The sequence below is a fragment of the Hyalangium sp. genome, assembly GCF_045802625.1.
Taxonomy (GTDB): domain Bacteria; phylum Myxococcota; class Myxococcia; order Myxococcales; family Myxococcaceae; genus Hyalangium.
In genome coordinates, this window is record NZ_JBJMQP010000190.1 from 69,244 (window position 1) to 92,543 (window position 23,300).

The window sequence follows — 23,300 nt, forward strand, 5'->3', positions numbered from 1 at the left end:
GATGGGGCTCTTCGCCACCATGCCCACCTTCCGCTCGATTCTCGTCGCCGATGACGAGCCCTCCATCCGCCATGTCCTCTCGCTGGTGCTCAAGGAGCACGGGTACGAGGTCCGCGCCGTGTCCGACGGCGAGGAGGCCGTGCGCGAGCTGGCCGCGCGCAGCTACGACGTGCTGCTGTGCGACGTGCGCATGCCCAAGCGCGATGGCCTCTCCGTCCTGCGCCAGGCCAAGGCCGAGCACCCCGGCCTCACCGTGCTGGTGATGAGCGCCTACGGCTCGCAGGAGCAGGCGCTGGAGGCCGTTGGCGCCGGCGCGTACGACTACGTCCAGAAGCCCTTCAAGCCCGAGGAGATCGTCTTCGTCCTGCGCAAGGCCGAGGAGCGCGAGCGGCTGCTGCGCGAGAACCGGCGCCTGCGCACGGCCGCGGCTCCGCCTCCCGAGCGCATCCTCGGCGAGAGCGAGGGCCTCAAGGCCGTGCTGCGCCAGGTGGACCGGCTCGCGCCCGTGAACACCACCGTCCTCATCACCGGCGAGAGCGGCACCGGCAAGGAGCTCATCGCCCGCGCGCTGCACGAGCGCTCCGCGAGGGCCGCCAACCCCTTCGTCGCCGTCAACTGCGGCGCCATCCCCGCGGGGCTGATCGAGAGCGAGCTGTTCGGCCACGCCAAGGGCGCCTTCACCGATGCGCGCACCGCCAAGCAGGGCCTCTTCAGTGAGGCCGATGGAGGCACGCTCTTCCTGGATGAGGTGGGCGAGCTGCCGCTGCCCGCGCAGGTGAAGCTGCTGCGCGTGCTCCAGGAGGGAGAGATCCGCCCCGTGGGCGAGAGCCGCGCCGAGCGCGTGGACGTGCGCGTCATCGCCGCGACGCTGAGAGATCTGGGCAAGCTGGTGGAGCGCGGCGAGTTCCGAGAGGATCTCTACTACCGCCTCAACGTGGTGAACCTGCGGATGCCGCCCCTGCGCGAGCGCCGCGAGGACATCCCGCTGCTGACGCGCGCCTTCATCCACCGCTTCAACCGCCAGCTCAACCGCGAGCCGCCCATCGAGAGCCTCAGCCCCGAGGCCGAGGCGCTCATGGCCGCCTACGCCTGGCCCGGCAACGTGCGCGAGCTGGAGAACGCCATGGAGCGCGCCGTGCTCCTGGCGGACGGGCCTCAGCTCCTACCCTCCAACCTCCCCGAGCGGCTCTGGGCCGCGCCCCAGCCGGCTGCCGGCTCGCCCTCCGTGCAACAGGCCGGTAGCGACTTGTCCCTCAAGCGCGCCATGCGCGAGCTGGAGGAGACATACATTCGCGCAGCCCTGCGCCGAACCCGTGGCAACCGCACCCGCGCTGCGGAAGTTCTGGACATCAGCCATCGCGCGCTCCTGTACAAGATCAAGGAGTACGGAATTGATCCGGACGCGGAAGCCGAGAAGGGCAGCTAGGCGTCCGGCTGAGCACATTGTGGGGATTTGACGCCGCTGGCGGCAGGCCGGAAAATCGGCCTCGCGGTGCCATAGAGGGCGCGGCCGGTGGGCGTGCAGCGGGTGCCCAGACGGCCGTGGAGCAAGCAGGCGCCGGTCAACTTTTAGGCGGGGTTGCGCGCTGATGCTACGCTGGCGCCCTCTCCACGGGAGAACTGCATGGCGAAGGGCAAACTGGCACTCGGTCTCGATATCGGATCGACCTCTGTAAAGATGATCCTCCTCAAGGAGCAGCGCAAGCGTGGCGAGGTCGGCTACGCGCTGCAGAGCTTCGGCATGAAGCCGCTGCCTCCCGAGGCCATCGTCGATGGCGCGTTGATGAACTCCACGGCCATCGTTCAGGCGGTGCAGGAGCTGATGAACGAGCTGAAGGTGAAGAACAGGGAGGTCGCCATCGGCGTCTCCGGCCACTCGGTCATCATCAAGAAGATCCAGATGCCTCGCATGAGCCAGGAAGAGCTCGAGGAGAGCATCCAGTGGGAGGCGGAGCAGTACATCCCCTTCGACGTCAAGGACGTGAACATCGACACGCAGATCCTCGACGCGGGCGCCAATGACGCCACCGGGCAGATGGATGTGCTGCTGGTGGCCGCCAAGAAGGACATGATCAACGACTACACCACCGTGGTCTCCGAGGCGGGACTGGCGCCGGTGGTGGTGGACGTGGACGCCTTCGCCGTCCAGAACATGTTCGCCGCCAACTACGACATCCCCGAGAAGGAGACCGTGGTGCTCATCAACGCGGGCGCCTCGGTGGTGAACATCAACATCATCGCCAACGGCATCACGGTCTTCACCCGCGACGTGACGATCGGCGGCAACCAGTTCACCGAGGAGATCCAGAAGCAGCTCAACGTCTCCTACGAGGAGGCCGAGGCGCTGAAGCTGGGCGGCAACGGCAAGGACGCCGACGCCGTGGTGCCCCAGGACGTGGAGCGCGTGCTCACCAGCGTGGCCGAGCAGGTGGCCGGTGAGATCCAGCGCTCGCTGGACTTCTACGCGGGCACCGCCGCCGACGCCAACTTCAGCAAGGTGTTCCTGTCCGGCGGCACCGCGAAGATCCCCGCGCTGTTCAAGACGATTGAGGCGCGCGTGGGCGTTCCGGTCGAGATCCTCAACCCGTTCCGGAAGATCGAAGTGGACAACCGCAGGTTCGACCCCGCCTTCATCATGGACGTGGCGCCCATGGCGGCCGTCGCGGTGGGCCTGGCCCTGCGCCGCCCTGGTGACAAGCTGAACTGAGATTCCCCGCTCACTGATTATCGAAGGAACTGACTCATATGATGATCCGTATCAATCTCCTGCCCGTCCGGGCGGCGAAGAAGAAGGAGATGGGGAAGCAGATCCTGGTCCTCTTCGCCATCGTCCTGATCGCCGCGTTCGTGGGTAACTACATGTGGTACTCGGGCCGCAAGGCCGAGTTCGACCAGAACGCCGCGGGCATCGCCCAGGTCAAGACCAAGATCGCCGAGCTCGACAAAGTCATCGGCGAGGTCAGCAAGATCAACGACCGCAAGGCCGAGGTCGAGAAGAAGCTCAACGTGCTCGACAACCTGCGCAAGGGCCGCTCCGGTCCGGTGAAGATGCTGGACGCGCTGGCCACGGCCACGCCGAAGAAGCTGTGGCTCAAGGGCTTCACCGAGGACAAGGGCGCGGTGAAGGTCACCGGCTCGGCCATCAGCCACGACGAGGTGGCCGAGTTCATGGCCAGCCTGGGGCACATGGTGTGGACGCCCAAGGGCATGGGGCGGCTGGTGGAGTCTCGCAAGGACTCGCCCACCTCACGCGTGGAGCTGCTCACCCCGGACGCCGCCATCGAGGAGTTCCCGGTGGCCTCCGTGAAGCTGTTCTTCAACAACATCGAGCTGAAGACCGCGGTGGCGAAGCCCGCGTCCGGTGGCGAGACGGGTGAGTTCTCGACCGTCGACTTCGACATCAGCCTGACGGCCGACTACGCCATCTGAGAGGACCTGGCACCCATGGAACAGTACCTGGACAAGATTGCGAAGGCCCCGGCGGCGGCGAAGTACGGCGGTCTGGCGGCCGCGGTCGTGGCGCTCACCGCCCTCAACTTCTTCCTGCTGATTCAGCCCACGGAAGACTCGATCAAGCAGCAGGTGGAGCAGCGCCGGAAGCTGGACATCGATCTGGCGGAGAAGAGCGAGATCGCCCAGAACCTCAACGAGCGCCGGCGCGAGATGGACGTGCTGGAGCAGAAGCTGGCCGAGGCGCTCACCGAGCTGCCCGAGAAGAAAGAGATCGACGAGCTGCTCGCGCAGCTCAACGACATTGGCAAGAAGTCCGGCCTGGAGATCTCTCGCGTGGAGCCGGGCAAGGAGACCACCGGCAGCGAGTTCTTCGCGCGCATCCCCATCAAGATGACGGTGAGTGGCAACTACCACGAGATCGCCATGTTCATGCAGGAGATCGCGAACATGCGCCGCATCGTCAACGTGAACGGGATCGATCTAGGTAAGGGGACGGTGAAGAACGAGAAGGTCATCCTGCAGAGTTCCTTCACGGCGACCACGTTCCGGTTCGTCGAGCAGGCAAAGCCCGGTCAGAAAGTTGCGCAGCCCAATAAATAGGGTGACAAGAGGAATCAGAGGATGAAGACGCTCAAGTTCAAGATCACCACGGTTGCGCTGGCCATGCTGACGCTGGCCGCATGCGGCGGGAACGAGCATGCGGCTCCCGTCGCCAGGCCACCTCCGCCCAAGCAGGTGGCGGCTGCAACCGAGACGAAGGAAGCGCCTGCCGGGTCCTCCGTGAATTATTCGTACAACCCTGTCGGCAAGCGGGATCCGTTCCGCAGCCCGATTGATGAGTTGTCGCACACGCGCACGGACGCGCAGGTCCAGTCCTGCAACGAGCCGCTCTGCGCGTGGGATCTGGATCAGCTCAAGCTGGTGGCGGTCGTCACGGGCGACGCCAATCCGATTGCGATGGTGGAGGATCCGCTGGGGCGCGGACACATCGTGCGCCGCAACGCACGCATGGGGAAGCAGGGCGGGAGGGTGACCCAGATCCTTCGGGATTCGGTGACGGTGACCGAGTACATCCCGACGGAAGGCAAGGTCATTGCCAATCCCGTGAGCCTGCAGCTCAAGCAGGATAACAAGCGGGACCCGATGTACGACTTGTCCACGGGCAAGAACTGGGAGTAGCGCCGACGGGCCGGCAGCTCAGCCCGACGATTCCAACTTGTAGAGGGGTAGCATGCTCGGGAAGAGCGATGTGACGAGGGGCAAGTGGATGATTGCGGCCGCGTTGTTCGCGGTCGCAGTCGTGAGCGCCAAGGCGGAAGGCGCCGAACTCAACACGCTGAGGGACCTGCAGGTGGTCCCTACAGCTTCTGGCGCCCAGGTGGTCGTCTCGGGCACCCGTCCGCCTACCTTCACCGTATTCCGGCTCAGTGGGCCGGAGCGGCTGGTGGTGGACCTCTCGTCGGCGGACGCCACGAGCATCAAGGGACACCACGACGGGGCGGGCCCCGTGGCGGGCATTGTCACGTCCCAGTTCTCGGACGAGCGCGCGAGCGTGGGCCGGGTGCTGGTGGCGCTCGACAAGGCCTCGCAGTACGACGTGCGCGCTGACGGCAACCGGGTGATCATCTCGGTGGACGGCGCGGCGGCGGAGCCGATCACGGCCGAGGCGGACAAGCTCGAGGCGAGCAAGCCCGAGCAGGCCCCCGCCGTGGCTGAGAAGGCTCCCGCCGTGGAGAAGGCGCCGGTGGCCGAGAAGGCTCCGGTGGCCGAGAAGATGGCTACCGCCGAGAAGGCACCGGTGGCCGAGAAGATGGCTACCGCCGAGAAGGCACCGGTGGCCGAGAAGGCGCCGGTGGCCGAGAAGGCGCCGGTGGCCGAGAAGGTCGCCGTCGCCGAGAAGGCTCCGGCCGTGGAGAAGGCTCCGGCGGCCGAGAAGGCTCCGGCCGTGGCCCAGGCCCCCGCGCCTGTCCCGGCCAAGCCCGCCGAGCCGGCCACGCCTGCTCCGGTGGTGGCCCAGGCCGCGGCGCCCCAGGCGGCCCCGGTGGTCGTCGAGGCGGGTGAGCCGCAGGAGGCTCCCGGCCGCGAGAACGTGGTGGCCGCCGAGGCCGACGAGCGCGAGGTGACGCACCCGGCCAAGCGCATCACGGGCATCACCTTCGCCCGGGACACGCTGGCGGTCCGCACCGACGGCGAGGTCGCTCGCTACGAGGTGCTCGAGCTGGCGGATCCGCCGCGGCTGGCGGTCGACGTGTACAGCGTGGGCCTGTCGGCCAAGGCGCCGCGCGTCCACGGCAAGCTGCTGAAGGGCGTGCGCGTGGGTGCTCACGCCGACAAGGTCCGCCTGGTGCTGGACATGCCCAGCGGCATGCCGGCCTACCGCGTGGATCGCGCCGAGCACGGCCTGGAGGTGCTGCTCGGTGGCGCGGTGGCTCGCAAGGCTCCGCCCCCGGCCACCGAGGATCACGCGGCCGTGGCCGAGAGCGCCCCGCTGCGCCCGGCGTCCACGGCGGCCGAGCCGGCGCAGGGCGCGCTGGTGGACGTCAAGGAGCTCACCTTCGTTGAGAGCGACACCGGCGGCCGCGTGCAGCTCAAGCTGTCCGGCCCTGCCACCTGGAAGGTGGATCGCCCGGATCCGCGCAGCGCCGTGCTGACGCTGGACAACGCCAAGCTGCCGCGCAAGCTGGAGCGCAGCCTGGACACCTCGGCGCTGAGCACGCCGGTGAAGATGATCAGCGCCTTTACGGTGCCCGGCGAGGGCAACCGCGTGCGCCTGGTGGTGGCCGCTGACGGCGCCATCGAGGAGTCGGTGATCCAGAACGGCGGCGCGCTGAGCTGGAACCTCTCCGTGCAGGGCGTGAAGACGGAGCAGGTGGCCGTCACCCAGCGCACCGCCGGCTTCACCGCCGAGGCGCCCACCTACGCCTCCGAGGGCGCGCCGCAGCAGTCCCGCTACCACGGCAAGCGCGTGTCCTTCGAGTTCAAGGACATCGACATCCAGAACCTGCTGCGCGTCATCGCGGAGATCTCGAAGAAGAACATCGTGGTCGCCGACGACGTGCAGGGCAAGGTGACCATCCGCCTGCGCAACGTGCCCTGGGATCAGGCGCTGGATCTCATCCTGCGCACCAAGAACCTGGGCAAGGAGGAGGTGGGCAACATCGTCCGCATCGCTCCGCTCAAGACGCTGGAGGAGGAGGCGCGCCTGCGCGCCGATCGCATCAAGAGCATGAAGCAGCAGGAGGATCTGCTCGTCAACCTGATCCCGGTGAACTACGCGGTGGCGCAGGAGATGTCCGCGCGCGTGAAGGACATCCTGTCCGATCGCGGCTCGGTGACGGTGGACACGCGCACCAACGTGCTCATCGTCAAGGATCTGCGCGCCAACGTCGAGAAGGTGCGCGCGCTGGTGCGCAACCTGGACACCCAGACGCCGCAGGTGCTCATCGAGAGCCGCATCGTCGAGGCGACGACGTCCTTCTCCCGGCAGATCGGTGTGCAGTGGGGTGGTAACGCCACGGCCAACGCGGCCACGGGCAACACCACGGGCCTGATCTTCCCCAACTCGGTGAACCTGTTCGGCTCCTCGTCGGTCACGCAGCCGCCGGGCTTCGCCACGGACCCGAACTTCGCCATCAACCTGCCGGCGGCGACCAACCTGGGTGTCGGTGGCGGCATCGGTATGACGTTCGGCTCGGCCGGCGGCGCGCTGCAGCTCAACCTGCGCCTGTCCGCCGCGGAGAACGAGGGCTATGTGAAGACCATCTCCGCGCCCAAGGTCACCACGCTGGACAACAACACCGCGCGCATCAGCCAGGGCGTGTCCATCCCGTTCAGCCAGACGTCGGCGCAGGGTACGAACACGGTGTTCATCGAGGCGCGTCTGTCGCTCGAGGTGACGCCGCACATCACCCAGGACGGCAGCATCCTGATGAACATCAACGCCCAGAACAACCAGCCGGACCCGGCGAACACCGGCGCCAACGGCCAGCCCGCCATCCAGCGCAAGGAGGCGCAGACGCAGGTGCTGGTGAAGGACGGCGACACCACGGTGATTGGTGGCATCTACGTGCGCCGCGGCAGCACGGCGGTGGCCTCCATTCCATTCCTCGGGAAGATTCCGGTGCTGGGTTACTTCTTCCGTCAGAACACGGAGCGCGATGATCGGCAGGAGCTGCTGATCTTCGTCACGCCCCGTATCCTCAACCGGCAGACCATTGCGCAGACCCTGTGAGCCAGGGCCTGCCCTCCACGGAGTTCACTTCTATGAAGCGCCTGTTGTTCATCGCCACCCTGGCCGCCAGCGCCTCTGCCTGCGTCAATGGGAACAACCCTGTCCAGCTCCTCGACGCTCGCCCGGTGGATTCCAAGACGTGCGAGCGGTCGGAGAAGGCCATCCTCCGCGGGTCGCTGAACTACAACGTCAACACCCACTACATCACCACGTTCTCCGTCTTCTCTCCGCTGACCGAGAACACCACGTCGGGGAGCGGGACGGGCTTCTACGGGGAAGAGGTGGACCTCTCGTACACCGCCAAGAAGGTGACCACCACGTTCACTGACGAGAGCCTGCCGATCCTCTACGTGGTGCCCGCCGGGGCCCAGCCGGGCGATTCCTTCTTCACCGTGGATCTGATCGGGGATGAGGCGCGCAAGAAGCTGGAGGCCGTGGTGCCCTCGGAGCCGGACAGCATGACGCTGCTGGTGACGATCAAGCTCAAGGGCAAGCTGGCCTCGGGCAAGGCCGCCGAGACCAACGAGGTGACCTTCCCCATCGAGATCACCCGGGGCGCCTCGTGCCCGCCCAACCAGACGCCCATGCCGGGCGCGGAGGACAAGTGCTTCCCGGGCCAGGATGGGGTCGCCTTCTCCTGCGGGTAGGGAAGAGGGCCCTTGACGGGGCCCCTCTCTTCTCCTAAGCGCTCGCCGCCATGTCCTTCCGCACACACCTCGAGTCGGTGGTCAATCAGGTCGACGGGGCCCTCGCGTGCAGCGTGATGGGCTTCGACGGCATCGCCGTGGAGACCTTCCAGAGGGACGAGGCCGGGGAGCTGGAGCTCAACGGCGCCTGGGTGGAGTACGCCAACCTGCTCACCCAGCTGAAGAACGCCGCGGACGTGCTGAGGACGGGCGCCGTCACGGAGCTGAGTGTCAACAGTGAGAAAGTGTTGACCATCATCCGCCTGGTGTCGCCCGAGTACTTCCTGGTGCTGGCGCTCAAGGCGGAGGGCAACTACGGCAAGGGCCGCTACGTGCTGCGGATTACCGCGCCGAAGGTCCGCGCCGAGTTGTAAGGCAGGCAGACGCTCGACGCGCCGCCCCACCGCTTTCCCCTTTCCAAAGGGGAGTTGCATCGGCTAGACACCCCGGACTTTTTCAGCAGTCCGAAGGAGCTGTTTCCATGGCCGGTGTCATTGATACCTCCGAGTTCCGCAAGGGCCTCAAGATCGAGATCGACGGAGAGCCGTTCGAGATCGTCGATTTCCAGCACGTCAAGCCGGGCAAGGGCGCGGCGATTGTCCGCACCTCCATCCGCAGCCTGATCACTGGACGCCTGCTCACGCCGACGATGAAGTCTGGCGACAAGGTGGGCCGGCCGGACATCGAGGAGAAGGACATGCAGTACCTCTATGTCCAGGGCGATGACTACTACTTCATGGACACGCGCAACTACGAGCAGACCTTCCTCAGCGAGAAGGAGCTCGGGGACGCGAAGAATTACCTGAAGGAGAACGTCAACGTCTCGGTGCTCTTCTACAACGGGAAGGCCATTGGCGTGACGATGCCCAACTCGGTGGATCTCAAGGTCACCAAGTGCGATCCGGGCGTGCGCGGCGACACGGTGTCGGGCGCGATGAAGCCGGCGACGCTGGAGACGGGCTACACGGTGAACGTGCCGCTCTTCATCAACGAGGGCGACGTCCTGAAGATCGACACGCGTGACGGCAAGTACCTCACGCGCGTGGCCACCGGGGGATAAGTCCGGGCCGTAGCCCGGCTGGGAGGGGACGCATGGCGACGAAGCGCAAGGCAACGCGGGCTGAAGGCGAGCCCGCGCCGGCCGGTGGCCGGGACTCGGAGGCGACGTCCCTGGACGTGGACGCCCTCCGGCAGATCGTGGAGATGCTGGAGGCCTCGGATGTGACGAGGCTGGTGTGGCAGCGGGGGGATGAGCGGCTGTACATCCGCCGCGGCCATGGGCCGGCTCCGACAATCGTCCACCACGCGGCGCCGGTGAGCCCGTCGGTGAGCCCGGTGCCAGTGCAGGCGGTGGAGTACGCGGCCCCCGCGCGGGCGCAGGCTCCGGCGGCCTCGGCGGCCGCTCCCGCCAAGCCGCCCGAGAAGCCCGGCCATGTCATCTCCAGCCCGTTCGTGGGGACGTTCTACCGGACGCCCGCCCCGGACCAGCCTCCCTTCGTGGAGGTGGGCTCGGTGGTGAAGAAGGGCCAGGTGCTCTGCATCATCGAGGCGATGAAGCTGATGAACGAGATCGAGGCCGAGGTGGCAGGCAAGGTGGCCGAGATCCTGGCGCAGAACGGCCAGCCGGTGGAGTTTGGCCAGCCGCTGTTCCGCATCGAGCCGGCCTAGTTCCCAGGGCCGGCCACGCGCTGGCCCCTTGTGCCGAGAGGAGTGCAGGGCGTGTTCAAGAAGGTGCTGATTGCCAACCGCGGGGAGATTGCCCTGCGGGTCATCCGCGCCTGCCGGGAGCTGGGCATCGCCACGGTGGCGGTGCACTCCACGGCGGATGCCAACGCGCTGCACGTGCGCTTCGCCGATGAGTCGGTGTGCATTGGCCCGCCGCCGTCCAAGGAGAGCTACCTCAACATCCCCCAGCTCTTGTCCGCCGCGGAGATCACCCGCGCGGACGCCATCCACCCCGGCTATGGCTTCCTCTCGGAGAACGCCGAGTTCGCCGAGGTGTGTGAGAACTGCAAGATCCGCTTCATTGGCCCCCGGCCGGAGATGTTGCGGCTGATGGGCAACAAGGTGCGCGCCAAGCAGGCCGCCCGCGAGGCGGGCATTCCCCTGCTGCCGGGCAGCACCGGCGTGGTGAAGGATCCGAAGGAGGCCGAGGCCATTGCCCGGGAGATCGGCTTCCCCGTCATCATCAAGGCGGCGGCGGGCGGTGGCGGCAAGGGGATGAAGATCGTCCGCGAGCCGGGCGCGCTGGCGCAGGCATTCGCCACCGCGGCGGCCGAGGCGGTGGCCAGCTTCAACAACGGCGATCTCTACATCGAGCGGTACGTGGAGAAGCCGCGCCACATCGAGATCCAGATCGTCGCGGACGAGCACGGCAACGTCATCCACCTGGGCGAGCGCGAGTGCTCGGTGCAGCGGCGGCACCAGAAGCTGATTGAGGAGAGCCCGTCACCGGCGCTCACCCCGGCGCTGCGCGAGACGATGGGGCGCACCTCCGTCGAGGCGATGCAGAAGCTGCGCTACAACAACGTGGGCACCATCGAGTACCTGCTGGATGAGCGCGGCCAGTTCTACTTCATGGAGATGAACACCCGCATCCAGGTGGAGCACCCGGTGACGGAGCTCGTCACGGGAATCGACTTGGTGCGCGAGCAGATCCGCATGGCCTACGGCCACCCGCTGCGCTTCAAGCAGTCCGACATCCAGATGAAGGGCGCCGCCATCGAGTGCCGCGTCAACGCGGAGGATCCCGTCACCTTCGCCCCCTGGCCGGGGAAGATCACCGGCTACAGCGTGCCCGGTGGTTATGGCGTGCGTGTAGACTCTGCTGCGTATGAGAACTACACTGTGCTCCCTTTCTACGACAGCCTGCTGGCCAAGCTGATCGTCCATGCGGAGGACCGCGAGACGGCGATCCGGCGGATGCAGCGGGCACTCGGGGAGTACGTGGTGGAGGGCATTCGCACCAACATCCCGTTCCACCGGGCCGCTCTGGCGGAGGAGGCCTTCCAGGAAGGCCAGTACGACACCCGGTTCGTCGAGCGGCTGCTGGCCAGTGAGACAGGCACCCACCGGCTGAAGAAGGCCATCGAAGAAACGCCCTGAAGGCTGCCTGCTTGGGGGTTATTCACGCAACCCCCTGATCCGTCTTGGGGGCGGCCCGGCGATTTCTTGACCCGCGCGAGCCGATTCCGTTAGCCTCCGTATCTCCCTCGCTGATCCCAAGAAGGACGCAGGAAACTCCCGAAGTTCCAGGGGGTTAGCCCGGCCGGAAGCCCTGCTCGATGGACAAGAACAAGATCATCGAAGCCGCCGCGAAGCTCGTCGCGAAGGGCTCCTACGACAAGGCCATCAAGGAGTACGAGAAGGTCCTTGCTGCGGACGCCAAGGATGTACGCGTCCTGCAGAAGATGGGGGAGCTGTACCAGAAGAAGAACGACAACTCCCAGGCGGCGCACTACTTCACCAAGGTCGCCGAGAGCTACTCCTCGGATGGGTTCTTCCTCAAGGCCGTCGCGCTCTACAAGCAGGTCCTCAAGCTCAACCCGAACCTGCTGGACGTGAACCTGAAGCTGGCGGAGCTCCACCAGCAGCTCGGGCTGATGTCCGAGGCGATGGCGTACTTCCAGATCGTCGCCAACCACTACGACAAGCAGGGCGACACCAAGCTGCTGCTCGACACGCTCAAGCGGATGGTCGATCTCGACCCCGAGAACGTGGTGTCGAAGCAGAAGCTGGGCGAGCTGTACGCCAAGGAAGGCCTCACCAAGGAGGCCGTGGCCGAGTTCCGCCGCGCCGCCGAGTACCTCAAGAAGAACGCCCGCACGGATGACTACCTGCGCGTGGCCGAGCGCCTGTCCTCGCTGGAGCCCGAGAACCTGGGGCTCTCCAAGGAGCTGGCCAAGGCGTACCTGGAGAAGGGCGATCAGAAGCGCGCCCTGGCCAAGCTCCAGGTGGCCTTCAAGGCCGATGGCCGCGACGTCGAGACGCTGAGCCTGCTGGCCCAGGCGTTCCAAGGGCTGGGGCAGACCTCCAAGACGGTCTCCGTCTACAAGGAGCTGGCCAAGGTCTACCAGGACTCGGGCCGCTCCCAGGAAGCCCACGGCATCTGGGACAAGATCGCCGAGCTGGATCCCCAGGACTCGGATGTGCTCGCGCGCAGCGCTCCGGCCGCCGCCCCCGCACGGGCTCCTGCCCGGCCCAGTGCGCCCGCTCCCGCTCCTCGCGCTCCCGCACCCGCGCCGGCTCCCGCGCCGGCTCCTCGGGCTCCGGCTCCGGCTCCGGCTGCCGCGGCTCCCGCACCCGCGCCGGCTCGGGCTCAGGGTTCCGCGCCCGCGCCCGCTCGGGCTCCCGTGTCCGCGCCCGCGCCGGGCCCCGCCACGCGCCCGGGCCATCTGGCGCCCGCCACTCCCGCTCCGGTGGGCCCGCTCACCCGCGAGCAGCTCGCCAAGCTGCTCACGGAGACCGACGTCTACGTCAAATACGGCCTCCACGACAAAGCGCTCGAGCACCTGCGGAAGATCTTCGCCGTCGATCCCGAGAACCTCGACGCGCACGAGAAGGCCTACAACATCTACGTCGCCGCCGGGAACACCACCCAGGCCGGTGAGCAGCTCCTCAACGTGCTGCGCCTGTGCACCCGCCGCGAGGCCGTGCAGCGCGCCCAGCCGTACCTGGCCACCATCCTCCAGCAGAACCCCAACCACCCCGAGGTCCCCGCCTTCCTCGCCGTGCTCCGCGTGGACGAGGCCGAAGCTCCGGTGGCGCACGTGGAGTCGCTCGGCGAGGACGAGATCCTCGTGGACTCCAACGACGAGGAGATCGTCGTCGCCGAGGCTCCCGAGGACGCGCTCGCGCGGCCGCCCGGGGATGAGCTGGCGCTGGCCGCCATCGGCTCGGCCGAGTCCGAGGAGATCATCGATGACGGCTCCTCGGAGGCCGTGATCAGCGACGAGGCGCTGGTCGGAGAGACCATCGTCTCCGGCGAGGCCGAGGCCTACGTCGGCGATGATGCCACCTCGCTGGATGGCGTAGCCGACGAGAGCCTGGTGGTGGGCACCGAGGAGACGACGTCCACTCACCTCACGGACGAGCCGCTCATGGCGGGCTCCGCCGAGGACGAGTCCTTCACCGAGGTGACGTCGTCATCGATCCTGGTGGACGAGTCCGGCGCTGCGGAGGACGAGCCCATCGTCGATGATCCCGCGCTGGCGGGCGTGGCGCTTGGGGACGAGGATGCGCCGCCCACGCGGCCGGCGATGCCCTCGGCGGAGCTGCTCCAGAGCACGGGCCCCCGCCGCAGGCCCGCGCTGGGAGAGGACGAGGACCAGCCGACGCGGGTGTCCGCTCGCGCCATGGACGACGAGTCCTTCGGCGAGGTGGAGCTCACCTCGTCCGGCGCGGTGGCCTACGAGCCCGAGGAGCCCGAGGAGGCCACCGTCATCGGCGTGATGGGCGTGGAGGCCTCCGAGGACGAGTCCTTCGCGACGGACGCCAGCGCCGAGGTGGCCACCGAGTCGGTGGAGGCGCTCGAGAGCTCCGCGCCCGCCGAGGAGGAGCCGGCCTCCGAGGAGTGCGACGAGGCGTCCTTCTTCCTGGATCAGGGCCTGACCGAGGAGGCGCGAGAGATCCTCGAGAACGTGATGATCGCCTTCCCGGGCCACGTGCGCGCCAGCGAGCTGATGGCTCGGCTGGAGGCGCTCGAGGCCGGAGGTGGCGCCTCGGCGCAGGAGGCCGAGCCGGCCGCCGTGCCCGCCGTGGAGCCGGTGATGGATGCGCCCGCCGAGAGCAGCGCGTTCGATCTGGCCGCGGAGCTGGCCGAGGACTTTGGCGAGCTGGCCGCCGAGCCGCCCGCTCCCGCCACGTCCGATGACGACTTCCAGTACTCGGTGGACGAGGTGTTCGCCGAGTTCAAGAAGGGCCTGGAGAAGGTGGTCAAGCCCGAGGACGTGGAGACGCACTACGACTTGGGCATCGCCTACAAGGAGATGGGCCTCACGGACGACGCGCTGGGCGAGTTCAGCGTGGCGCGCCAGGGCTGCGCGGGCACCAAGCGCGAGCTGGACTGCATCATGATGATTGGCATGCTGCAGACCCAGCGCGGCGAGCACGCGGAGGCCGTCAAGGTCTTCAAGGAAGGGCTCTCCAGCGAGCACGCCAAGGACGAGTCCGCCAAGGCGCTGGGCTTCGAGCTGGCCATGGTCTACGAGGCCATGGGCGAGAACGGCAAGGCGCTCTACCACTACCTGCGCGTGGCGAAGCTGGACCCCAAGTACCGCGACGTCTCCACTCAGGTGCAGCGGCTGACCGGCTCGGTCGAGCCCGAGGATGATCCTCCCACTCCCGCCGCCAAGGCGAAGGGCGGTGGCGGGGCCCCTCCCGCGGCGGCCGCGGCCAAGCCCGCCGCCGCAGCTTCCTCGGGCGCTCAGAAAGCGCGCAAGGTAGGCTATCTTTAGTCCCCCTCCGGCGAGCCCATGACGACCTACCTCGACTTTTTCGAGCTCTCGACGGAGCCCTTCTCCAACGCGCCGGTCAGCCGGTTCTATTACAACTCCGCCCAGCACTCGCAGGCCCTCACCCGGCTGATGCACGCCGTGGGCTACATGAAGGGCCTGTCCATCCTCGTGGGCGACATTGGCGCGGGGAAGACCACGCTGGCCCGGCGGATGCTCGATTCGCTCCCCGAGTCCGAGTACGAGGCGGCCCTGCTCGTCATCATCCACTCGGGCATTACGGCCAACTGGCTGCTGCGCCGGATTGCCTTGCAGCTGGGCGTGGAGAACCCCGCCCAGGAGAAGCTGGCCCTGCTGTCCCAGCTCTACCAGCGCCTCTTGCAGATCTACGAGTCCGGCAAGAAGGCCGTCGTCCTCATTGACGAGGCCCAGATGCTGGAGACGCGCGAGCTGATGGAGGAGTTCCGCGGTCTGCTCAACCTCGAGGTTCCCGAGCGCAAGCTCATCTCCTTCGTCTTCTTCGGGCTGCCCGAGATCGAGAAGAACCTCAAGCTGGACCCGCCGCTCGCCCAGCGCGTGGCGTTCCGCTACAAGCTCGAGCCCTTCACCGCCGAGTCCACCGAGGCCTACGTCAAGCATCGCCTGCGGCTGGCGAGCTCGCCCCGGCTGCCCTTCAGCCCCGAGGCCCTGTTGGCCATCCACCAGGCCTCCGGCGGCACCCCGCGCGTCATCAACACCCTGTGCGACAACGCCCTCTTCGAGGCGTTCCTGGCCCGCCAGGAGACCATTGGCGCCGAGCTGGTCCGCCGGGTGGCGGACAACCTGGGCCTGGTGGGCTCCGCGCTCCCCGCCCCAGAGGGCGCCCTGGCCAAGCCTGCTCCCCTGCCCACCAGCCGGGCAGCCGGCTCGAAGGTCGATCTCGCGGAGATCGATCGCTATCTCGAGGGTCTCGGTAAGCTGTAGCGGCTTTGGCCACGCAGAGCCGTCAGGGAGCGCTCCGAGCGCTTGCGGTATTGGCTGTCCTCACCGTGGGGGCCGTCTGGGCTCTGCGTACGCCCACGGCCTGGGACACGGCCTGTACGCTCGCGCGCCGCAACCTGCCGGAGCTGCTCCACCTGGAGGTGGGCATCGGCCAGTGTGAGCTGGATCCGCTCGGGCAGAAGGTCATCCTCCGCGGCGTGTCCCTGTTCGCTCCCGGCACCGACACGCCCGTGTTCGCCGCGGATCTCGCCGAGGTCCAGTTCGGGCTCACGCGCCCCTTCTCCGGCAAGCTGTCCCTGGATCTGGTGCGCGTGCAGCGGCCTCGCTTGGCGGTGGATCTGTCCAAGCCCTCGAAGGGGACTCCCGGCGAGGAGGTGCCGTGTCCGCTGGGGCCCCTGCAGCGGTTGAAGATCTCCCGGCTGGCGCTCACCGGCGCGCAGGTGCGCGTGGTGCTGCCCGGTGGGCGGCGCGTCGAGGTGACGGATCTCGACGTGGGGTGGAAGGAGCGCTGGGGCGTCTCCGAGTTCGACGTGGAGGCCCGGCGCGGCGTGGTGGGGCTCGGGCCCGGCGGCGCGGAGCTGATCCTGAGCCGGCTGGTGCTCAGCGGCGGCCTGGATGTGGACGCGCAGTCGCTGGAGCTCAGCCGCGCCGAGGTGGCCCTGGATGATGTCACCGTGAGCGTCACCGGGCGCGTGGAGGAGCTGTGCCGGCCGATGCTCGCGCTGGACGCGCAGGTGTTCTTCCCGCTGCGGACGCTGACGCAGGCGGGCGTGCTGTCCCGGCCGGCCTCGGGCCATGTCTGGTCTCGCGTCGCGGTGAATGGCCGGCCCGCCTCGCCCAGCCTCTCCGTGGAGGTCAACGCCAACAACCTCACGTATGACCACTATGGCCCCACCTCGCTCACCGCGCGGCTGCAGTACTCGGGCGAGCGCGTGCGGGTGGAGAAGCTCTCGGTGCCCGTGGGCAACGGGCGCGTGGACGTGGACGGCACGCTCCGGCTCACGCCCAACCTCCCGGTGGAGCTGGACGTGAAGACCTCGGACGCGTCCTGGGGCCGCATGCTCGCGCAGGCGGGGGTGAGGGGCTCGTGGGTGGACTTCCCGGCGACGGCCACGGCGCACGTGGCGGGGACTTTGCTGCCGCGGCCGCAGCTCTCCGGAGACGCGGACCTGCGCACCGGCCGCTTCGTGCTGGCCACGAAGGCCTTCGACGCGCCCGAGCAGAAGGGGCTCACGCTGCTGACCTTCGAGCACGGCCGGGTGCAGACGCAGGTGAGGATCCTCCCGGATCGGGTGAGCTTTGTCGGGGCGCAGGTGGAGTCGGGACGCTCGAAGATGAGCACGGACGTGACGCTCTTCTACGAGCCGGCGCGCGGGCTGGAGGTGCACGGCCAGGGCGAGCTGGAGCTGTCCGACTACGGCGCCGTCGCCCAGCTTCCGTGGGCCGGCCGTGGGACGGCGAACGTCTCCGTGGTGGGGCCCTACAAGGACGTCCACGTGGAGGCGGGCCTGTCCATGCGCGACTTCACCTTCTGGGGCTTTGGGCTGGGCGTGGTGCAGGGCAAGGTGAGCTACGACAACCTCGTGCTGTCCTTCCCCTCCATCACCGGGCAGAAGGGCCGCACCCAGTACTATGGCAAGGCCGCGCTCACCTTCGGCACGTCGCTCCACGCCAAGGCCGAGGTGAACGTGCCGCAGGGCCGCACCGAGGATCTGTTGGATGTCATCGCCGGCCTGCACCCGAACATCGCCGTGATGCAGGGGACCGTTGCCGGGCTGGCCTCGGGCCGGGTGGAGATCGACAGCCCGGTGGACCGTTTCGAGGGTCTGGCGGCGTTCGACTTCAAGGACACCACCTACTACGGGCGCCGCATGGGAGAGGGCTCCATGCGCCTGCGCTTCGTGGACGGCAAGTCCATGGTGCTCGAGCGCACCACGCTGGTGGGACCGCTCGGCAAGAGCTGGGTCGAGGGCACCTTCACCTTCGCCGGTGGGCTGGACTACCGCTTCGGCGGCGAGAACCTCTCCCTGGCGGAGATGGTGGGGCCGGAGGTGGCCCAGCGCATGGGCGCGCATGGCTCGCTCTCGCTGGAGGGCTCCGTGAGCGGCAACTCCGCGCTGCCCATCGTCGACGCGACGCTGAAGAGCCCCCACATCACCTTCGCGGATCGCGATCTGGGCGCCATGTACCTGGTGGGCAAGATGACGGGCCGCGAGCTGGAGATCTCCGGCAAGCCCTTCGCGGATGCCAACGGCTTCCTGAACATGAAGGTGAAGGAGCCCTTCCCGTTCGATGTGTCCGTGGTGCTGGCGCTGCCGGAGATCCGCCCGCTGCTGCCGGTGAACGCGGTGACGCAGGGGATGACTGGCTCGCTCTCCGGCACCCTCAGCGCCCAGGGCACGCTGCGCAATCTGGACGGGGTGCAGGTGACCGCCACGGTGGATCGGCTCGCCCTGTCTCGCGGCAGCTTCCATGGCACCAACGGCGAGCTGCCCATCACCCTGAACTACTCGGGCGGCAAGCTGAACGTGGAGCCCTTCACCTTCCGCGGGCCGGACACCCAGCTGGACGCCTCCGGCTGGCTGGGGCCTCGCGCCGTGGATCTCAACGTGCACGGCAGCTTGGATCTGCGCATCGCGGAGCTGCTGGTGCCCGAGGTGGAGCGCACCGGCGGCAAGCTCGAGTTCCAGGGGCGGGCCACCGGCACCCTGGACAAGCCCGCCCTGGTGGGCGAGGCCTCCGTGTCCGACTTGCGCCTGTCCTGGCGCGGCAAGCCGGTGACGCTGCGCGGTGTGTCCGGCCTGGCCACCTTCACCGAGCAGGGCGTGCTGCTCAAGGGCTTCCATGGCCTGCTCAACGAGGGCCGCGTCACCGCCAACGGCGAGCTGGGCCTGAAGAACTTCGAGCCGGATCGCATCTCCCTCGTGGCCGAGCTGGAGGATGTCACCTACCGCTACTCGGATGATCTGCCCATCACCGCCTCCGGCAACCTGCAGATCACCGGCTCGCCGGACGCCATGCTGCTCGCGGGCGACGTGGATCTGCTCCACCTGTACTACCAGAAGGGCCTGGAGCTGGACTCCATGCTCAAGAATCTGGGCAAGCGGACGGGCGGGGTGCTGCCCACCACCGCCGACAAGCCTCGCGAGTTCCTCACGTATGACGTGCGCGTACACCTCAGGGATGTGCGCGTGGACAACAACCTGGCCCGCGCCCGGCTGCTGGGCGACTTGCGGCTCACCGGCACCAACGTGCGCCCTGGCCTGCTCGGCCGCGTGGAGGCCGACGAGGGCAGCCAGGCGTTCTTCCGCAACAACGCGTTCGCCATCAACCAGGCCCAGATCGAGTTCCGGGACAGGAACGGCGTGGATCTCGTGTTCGACGTGCGCGCCCAGACGCAGGTGCGCGAGTACACCGTCAAGGTGCACGCCTTTGGCCGGCCCGCGGATCCTCAAGTCCTCTTCTCCTCCGAGCCCTCCCTGGCCGACGCGGATGTGCTCTCCCTGCTCACTCTGGGTGTAACGAGCACGGACAAGGAGACGGCCGCCTCGGCCAGCGCGGGCCTGGCAGCCGAGGCCCTGTTCAACGTCTCGGGATTGGACCGGCAGGTGAAGCGGTTCCTGCCCAGCAACCCCGTGCTCCGGGACTTGTCCTTCCAAATCTCCACCACGTACAACGATGCGACCCGGCAGGCGGAGCCGACCGCACAACTGGAGTCGAAGATCCTCAGCGATCAGCTTAAGATCGGCATGACCCAGCCCGTCAGCGGGCGCGGCACTCGCGCCCGGGCCGAGTACCGCTTCGACAACCGCCTCTCCGCGCAGGCCCAGTGGGACAACGAGAACAGCGAAGCCTCGTTCGGCAACCTCGGACTCGAGCTCAAGCTGAGCTGGCAGGTCGAGTAACGCTCGCGCTGTGCCTGCTCGTGGCGGGTGGGGCGCTGGCGCGCTCGCCCGCGCAGGAGCCCGCGCCCGCCGCCGATTCGAGCGCGGAGGCCCGGCCCGAGCCCCTGCCAGACGTCGTCGCGGTGGAGCTGGTGCTGCCACCTGGCTCGGACACCCAGGGCCTGTCCGCCCTGGTGGCGGTCCGCCGGGGGCAGGTGCTCTCTCCGCTCGCGGTGCGCCGCAGTGTGGAGGCCCTGTGGAGCACCGGCCGCTTCACCAACGTGGAGGCCCGCGCCGTGGAGGGGCCCGGCGGCGTGCGGCTGGTGTTCCACCTCACGCCGGTGCAGCAGCTGGTGCGGCTCGTCATCGAGGGCAACGTCGCGCTCACGGACGAGGAGATCCGCCAGGCCAGCGGCCTGCAGGAGTATGCCCCGCTCAATCCCGACAGCGTGGACGCGGCGCGCGGCGCCATCGAGGAGGCCTACAGCCACAAGGGCTATGATCAGGCGCGGGTGATGGTGTCCCAGGAGCCCACGGTGGGCGGCGTGGAGCTGGTGCTCACCCTGGACGAGGGGCAGCCCACCCGGCTGGGGAGCATGACGCTGGCGGGTAGCCCCGGCCTGCCTCTGCCCCGGCTGCTGAAGGCGCTGGGGCTGCAGCCCGGTGCGGTGTTCGATCAGGCCAAGCTCGACGGCGGGGTGGAGCGGCTCAAGGCCCTGTACCGCGAGCAGCACTACTACCGCGCCCGGATTGGCTCGCCCACGGTGTCCCTGGAGCAGGGCCGCGCGACGGTGGCGCTGCCGGTGTCCGCCGGGCCTCGCTACAGCTTCCACTTCCACGGCAACCACCACTTCCCGGACGCGCTGCTGGAGCGCGTGCTGGCGTATGACGGCGCCGAGCCGCTGGAGCCCGGCGTGGTGGGCAACCTGGCGCGCCGGGTGGCTACCTTCTACCGCTACCGGGGCTTTCACGACGTGCGCGTCACCCCGCGCGAGGTGCGCCGGCCCGACCAGGGCGAGGCGGTGCTCGTGTTCGAGATTGAAGAGGGCCACCCGCTCACGGTGACGGAGGTGCGCTTCCGGGGAAACCACGGGCTGCCCACGGTCGTGCTCCAGGAGGTGCTCGCCGAGCGCATCCGCGCCAGCGAGCCGCTGCCGGACGTGGAGCTGTCGGCCTCCATCCCCATGGCCCCGGATCCGCACACCGTCTTCGTGGAGGAGGCGTACGTGGAGGCCGCGGAGGTGCTCACCGAGGCCTACCGCGAGCGCGGCTTCCCCGACGCCCAGGTGCGCTTCCACCGGTTGGACGTGGACGTGAGCGCCCGCACGGCCGTGGCGGAGTTCGAGGTGGAGGTGGGTTCGGAGGCCCTGGTGGGCAAGGTGGCCGCCGTGCCGCCGGACCTGGACATCTCGAACCTGGGGCTCAAGGAGGGAGCCCTGCTGAGCGAGGATGATGTGGAGAAGGCGCGGCAGAGCTTGGCGCGGCGGCTCTCGCAGGAGGGGCACCTGTTCGCCCGCGTGGAGGTGGAGGTGCTGCCCGGCGCCGAGGATCCGCACTACGTGACGGTCCTCTTCAAGGTGGATCCGGGCCCCCAGGTGCGCGTGGGCCGCATCATCGTCCAGGGCTTGACTCGCACGGATGAGCGCACGGTGCGCTCCTTCCTGGACTTGGAGGTGGGCAAGACGCTGGACATGGAGAAGCTGGCCGAGGGCCGGCGCCGGCTCTCGCGCCTGAACATCTTCCGCCAGGTGGAGGTGCAGCTGCGCGAGCCCAACCGCCGCGAGGAGATCAAAGACATCCTCGTCACCGTGCAGGAGCGTCCGCGCATCGACGGCGAGGTGTCCGGCGGGTACTTCCTGGTGGACGGCCCCCGCGTCACGGTGGACACGGCCTTCCCCAACGTGGACGGGCGCGGGCTCAACCTGCTGGGCCGCGCGAAGATCAATTACGCGGGCTGGAGCCAGGAGGCCTTCTCCGGGCGCTACGCGGGCGTGCAGGACAGCTCGCTCCAGGGCTGGCAGGGCTTAGGCGGACGGGGCAGCGTGTCGCTCACCCAGCCGCGCCTCAGCCTCTTCCTGCCGCAGGAGGTGGGTGCGCGGGTGGACCTCATTGGCGAGCGCGTGCACCGGCCCTCGTATGTGTCCACGCGGTTCGCCACCGTGGCGGGCCTGGACTGGGCAGTGGCGCGGTGGCTGAACGTGTCGCTGCAGACCGAACTGGAGCACAACCGCCTGCGCTCGCGCGGCGGCGTGCTCAGCGTGCCGAGCCGCGCGGACCAGGAGCGCCTGCGCTTCCCGTACGGCGTGTTCACCCTGTACTCGCTGCGGCCGTCCGCCTCGCTGGACTTCCGGGATGATCCGGCCAACCCGCGCAAGGGCGTGCTGCTCTCCACCAGCGCGGAGTTCACCAGGGACTTGGCCGTGGCGCCCACGGATGCGCAGGGGCACTCCGCGCCGGACTTCCCCATCAACGAGGTGAAGCTGTCCGGCAGCCTGAGCGGCTATGTCCCGCTGGGGCGGCGGGCCAGCGTGGCGCTCTCGGCGCGGGCGGGCACCATCGTCCCGCTGGAGCCGGACGCGCAGTCCATCGGCTCGAAGCTGTTCTACCTGGGCGGCTCCTCGAGCCTGCGCGGCTTCCGCGAGGATGGAGTCATTCCCGAGGATCTGCGCGCCGCTGTGCGCCGGCAGCTCCAGGAGTGCCGCTCGGTGATCAACTCGCTGGGGTGCTCGCCGGAGCTGGCGTCGGTGCTCTCGGGGCAAGCGCCCGTGAGCCAGGGCGGCGAGCTGTTCACCCTGGGCAAGGCGGAGCTGCGCGTGCCGGCGTTCTCCTCGTTGGATCTGGGCCTGTTCTTCGAGGCGGGCAACCTGTGGGTGGATCGAACGAGCTTCGATCCGACGGTGCTGCGCTACACGGCGGGCGCGGGCCTGCGCTACCTCACGCCGGTGGGCCCGCTGTCCTTCGACGTGGGCTTCAACCTGAAGCCGGACGAGGCCGTCAACGAGCCCGCCGCCCAGTTTCACTTCAGCATCGGCGTCTTCTAAGGAGGTGCGCGTGTCCCAGGGTTGGAGCATGCAGCGGAGCCGCGCCGCCGTGCTGGCCGCGTGTTTGAGCGCGGGGTGCGCCAGCGCTCCGGCTCCGGTGGTGACGGCGCAGCGCCCCAAGTGGATGCCGCCGGTGATGACGTGCCCGGCGGACGCCCTGGAGCAGATGAAGCGGATGGGGCTGAAGGTGGGGGACCACATTCCCGTGGTGGTGGACGAGACGCAGAACCGCCCGGGCTCGGCGCACTACAAGAGCCGGTTCGTCATGTCGCTGCCGAAGGTGGAGCAGGGCGAGCTGAAGGACATGAGCATCGCCGGCTACCTGTACGTGGCCAACCACCGGGTGTTCGGGCGGTATGACCGCGCCTACGTGCGCTACTACGAGGGCGGCAAGCTGAGAGACTTCTACGAGGTGCCCTTCTGCGGCGTGCTCGTGGATCCGCGCTGGGACAAGGACGGGGAGGGGATTATCGCCTACCCGGGGCCCGAGAGAGGCACGGCGGTGGTGCAGGACTCCAAGGGCATCATCGAGGTGGTGGACCGGTTCCCGTGAGCCGATGAACGCTCATCCC

The 23,300-nt window shown here is 68.4% G+C and carries 16 protein-coding genes; all 16 read left to right on the forward strand.

Translation table 11 applies throughout. The annotated features are described in order from the left end of the window. Positions 1–19 precede the first annotated feature (19 nt). Entirely contained in the window at positions 20–1,426 is a 1,407-nt protein-coding gene (locus ACJ8AT_RS32010; protein ID WP_407741796.1) for a sigma-54-dependent transcriptional regulator, read from the forward strand. A 198-nt stretch (positions 1,427–1,624) separates the two neighbouring features. Next, positions 1,625–2,707: a type IV pilus assembly protein PilM gene (gene pilM, locus ACJ8AT_RS32015; protein ID WP_407741737.1), complete on the forward strand. Its 1,083-nt coding sequence runs from the start codon at positions 1,625–1,627 to the stop codon at positions 2,705–2,707. Positions 2,708–2,745: 38 nt separating this feature from the next. Continuing rightward, the gene (locus ACJ8AT_RS32020; RefSeq protein ID WP_407741738.1) at positions 2,746–3,429 is read left to right on the forward strand and encodes a PilN domain-containing protein; all 684 of its coding nucleotides are present in this window, start codon (positions 2,746–2,748) and stop codon (positions 3,427–3,429) included. Positions 3,430–3,444: 15 nt separating this feature from the next. Beyond that, complete coding sequence (locus tag ACJ8AT_RS32025) at positions 3,445–4,053, forward strand: type 4a pilus biogenesis protein PilO (protein WP_407741739.1); 609 nt, start codon at positions 3,445–3,447, stop codon at positions 4,051–4,053. A gap of 21 nt (positions 4,054–4,074) precedes the next feature. Then, positions 4,075–4,632, forward strand: a complete 558-nt coding sequence (locus ACJ8AT_RS32030) for a pilus assembly protein PilP (RefSeq protein WP_407741740.1) — start codon at positions 4,075–4,077, stop codon at positions 4,630–4,632. A gap of 52 nt (positions 4,633–4,684) precedes the next feature. Next, complete coding sequence (gene pilQ, locus ACJ8AT_RS32035) at positions 4,685–7,684, forward strand: type IV pilus secretin PilQ (RefSeq protein ID WP_407741741.1); 3,000 nt, start codon at positions 4,685–4,687, stop codon at positions 7,682–7,684. A 32-nt stretch (positions 7,685–7,716) separates the two neighbouring features. Continuing rightward, the gene (locus ACJ8AT_RS32040) at positions 7,717–8,331 is read left to right on the forward strand and encodes a hypothetical protein (protein WP_407741742.1); all 615 of its coding nucleotides are present in this window, start codon (positions 7,717–7,719) and stop codon (positions 8,329–8,331) included. A 50-nt stretch (positions 8,332–8,381) separates the two neighbouring features. Continuing rightward, entirely contained in the window at positions 8,382–8,744 is a 363-nt protein-coding gene (locus tag ACJ8AT_RS32045) for a roadblock/LC7 domain-containing protein (protein WP_407741743.1), read from the forward strand. A gap of 107 nt (positions 8,745–8,851) precedes the next feature. Beyond that, a complete protein-coding gene (gene efp / locus ACJ8AT_RS32050) occupies positions 8,852–9,430 on the forward strand; it encodes an elongation factor P (protein WP_407741744.1) in 579 nt (192 codons plus the stop codon). Positions 9,431–9,462: 32 nt separating this feature from the next. Continuing rightward, complete coding sequence (accB, locus tag ACJ8AT_RS32055; protein ID WP_407741745.1) at positions 9,463–10,038, forward strand: acetyl-CoA carboxylase biotin carboxyl carrier protein; 576 nt, start codon at positions 9,463–9,465, stop codon at positions 10,036–10,038. A gap of 51 nt (positions 10,039–10,089) precedes the next feature. After that, on the forward strand, positions 10,090–11,475 hold the full coding sequence (accC, locus tag ACJ8AT_RS32060) for an acetyl-CoA carboxylase biotin carboxylase subunit (RefSeq protein ID WP_407741746.1): 1,386 nt from the start codon (positions 10,090–10,092) through the stop codon (positions 11,473–11,475). 179 nt (positions 11,476–11,654) lie between these two features. Continuing rightward, on the forward strand, positions 11,655–14,825 hold the full coding sequence (locus ACJ8AT_RS32065) for a hypothetical protein (protein WP_407741747.1): 3,171 nt from the start codon (positions 11,655–11,657) through the stop codon (positions 14,823–14,825). Between the two features lie 18 nt (positions 14,826–14,843). Next, positions 14,844–15,785 (forward strand): ExeA family protein, encoded by a 942-nt coding sequence (locus tag ACJ8AT_RS32070; protein WP_407741748.1) that lies wholly within the window; start codon positions 14,844–14,846, stop codon positions 15,783–15,785. Positions 15,786–15,850: 65 nt separating this feature from the next. Next, on the forward strand, positions 15,851–19,708 hold the full coding sequence (locus ACJ8AT_RS32075) for a translocation/assembly module TamB domain-containing protein (RefSeq protein ID WP_407741749.1): 3,858 nt from the start codon (positions 15,851–15,853) through the stop codon (positions 19,706–19,708). Between the two features lie 20 nt (positions 19,709–19,728). Next, a complete protein-coding gene (locus tag ACJ8AT_RS32080) occupies positions 19,729–22,728 on the forward strand; it encodes a POTRA domain-containing protein (RefSeq protein ID WP_407741750.1) in 3,000 nt (999 codons plus the stop codon). A gap of 10 nt (positions 22,729–22,738) precedes the next feature. Further along, positions 22,739–23,281: a hypothetical protein gene (locus ACJ8AT_RS32085; RefSeq protein ID WP_407741751.1), complete on the forward strand. Its 543-nt coding sequence runs from the start codon at positions 22,739–22,741 to the stop codon at positions 23,279–23,281. The last annotated feature ends 19 nt before the right edge of the window (positions 23,282–23,300 follow it).

What these genes read in the sequence shown, in the direction of transcription:
- accB (WP_407741745.1), top strand. Translation starts at nt 9,463, where the DNA reads ATGGCGACGAAGCGCAAGGCAACGCGGGCTGAAGGCGAGCCCGCGCCG.
- ACJ8AT_RS32025 (WP_407741739.1), top strand. Translation starts at nt 3,445, where the DNA reads ATGGAACAGTACCTGGACAAGATTGCGAAGGCCCCGGCGGCGGCGAAG.
- ACJ8AT_RS32045 (WP_407741743.1), top strand. Translation starts at nt 8,382, where the DNA reads ATGTCCTTCCGCACACACCTCGAGTCGGTGGTCAATCAGGTCGACGGG.
- pilQ (WP_407741741.1), top strand. Translation starts at nt 4,685, where the DNA reads ATGCTCGGGAAGAGCGATGTGACGAGGGGCAAGTGGATGATTGCGGCC.
- ACJ8AT_RS32010 (WP_407741796.1), top strand. Translation starts at nt 20, where the DNA reads ATGCCCACCTTCCGCTCGATTCTCGTCGCCGATGACGAGCCCTCCATC.
- ACJ8AT_RS32040 (WP_407741742.1), top strand. Translation starts at nt 7,717, where the DNA reads ATGAAGCGCCTGTTGTTCATCGCCACCCTGGCCGCCAGCGCCTCTGCC.
- ACJ8AT_RS32020 (WP_407741738.1), top strand. Translation starts at nt 2,746, where the DNA reads ATGATGATCCGTATCAATCTCCTGCCCGTCCGGGCGGCGAAGAAGAAG.
- ACJ8AT_RS32070 (WP_407741748.1), top strand. Translation starts at nt 14,844, where the DNA reads ATGACGACCTACCTCGACTTTTTCGAGCTCTCGACGGAGCCCTTCTCC.
- ACJ8AT_RS32030 (WP_407741740.1), top strand. Translation starts at nt 4,075, where the DNA reads ATGAAGACGCTCAAGTTCAAGATCACCACGGTTGCGCTGGCCATGCTG.
- ACJ8AT_RS32065 (WP_407741747.1), top strand. Translation starts at nt 11,655, where the DNA reads ATGGACAAGAACAAGATCATCGAAGCCGCCGCGAAGCTCGTCGCGAAG.
- efp (WP_407741744.1), top strand. Translation starts at nt 8,852, where the DNA reads ATGGCCGGTGTCATTGATACCTCCGAGTTCCGCAAGGGCCTCAAGATC.
- pilM (WP_407741737.1), top strand. Translation starts at nt 1,625, where the DNA reads ATGGCGAAGGGCAAACTGGCACTCGGTCTCGATATCGGATCGACCTCT.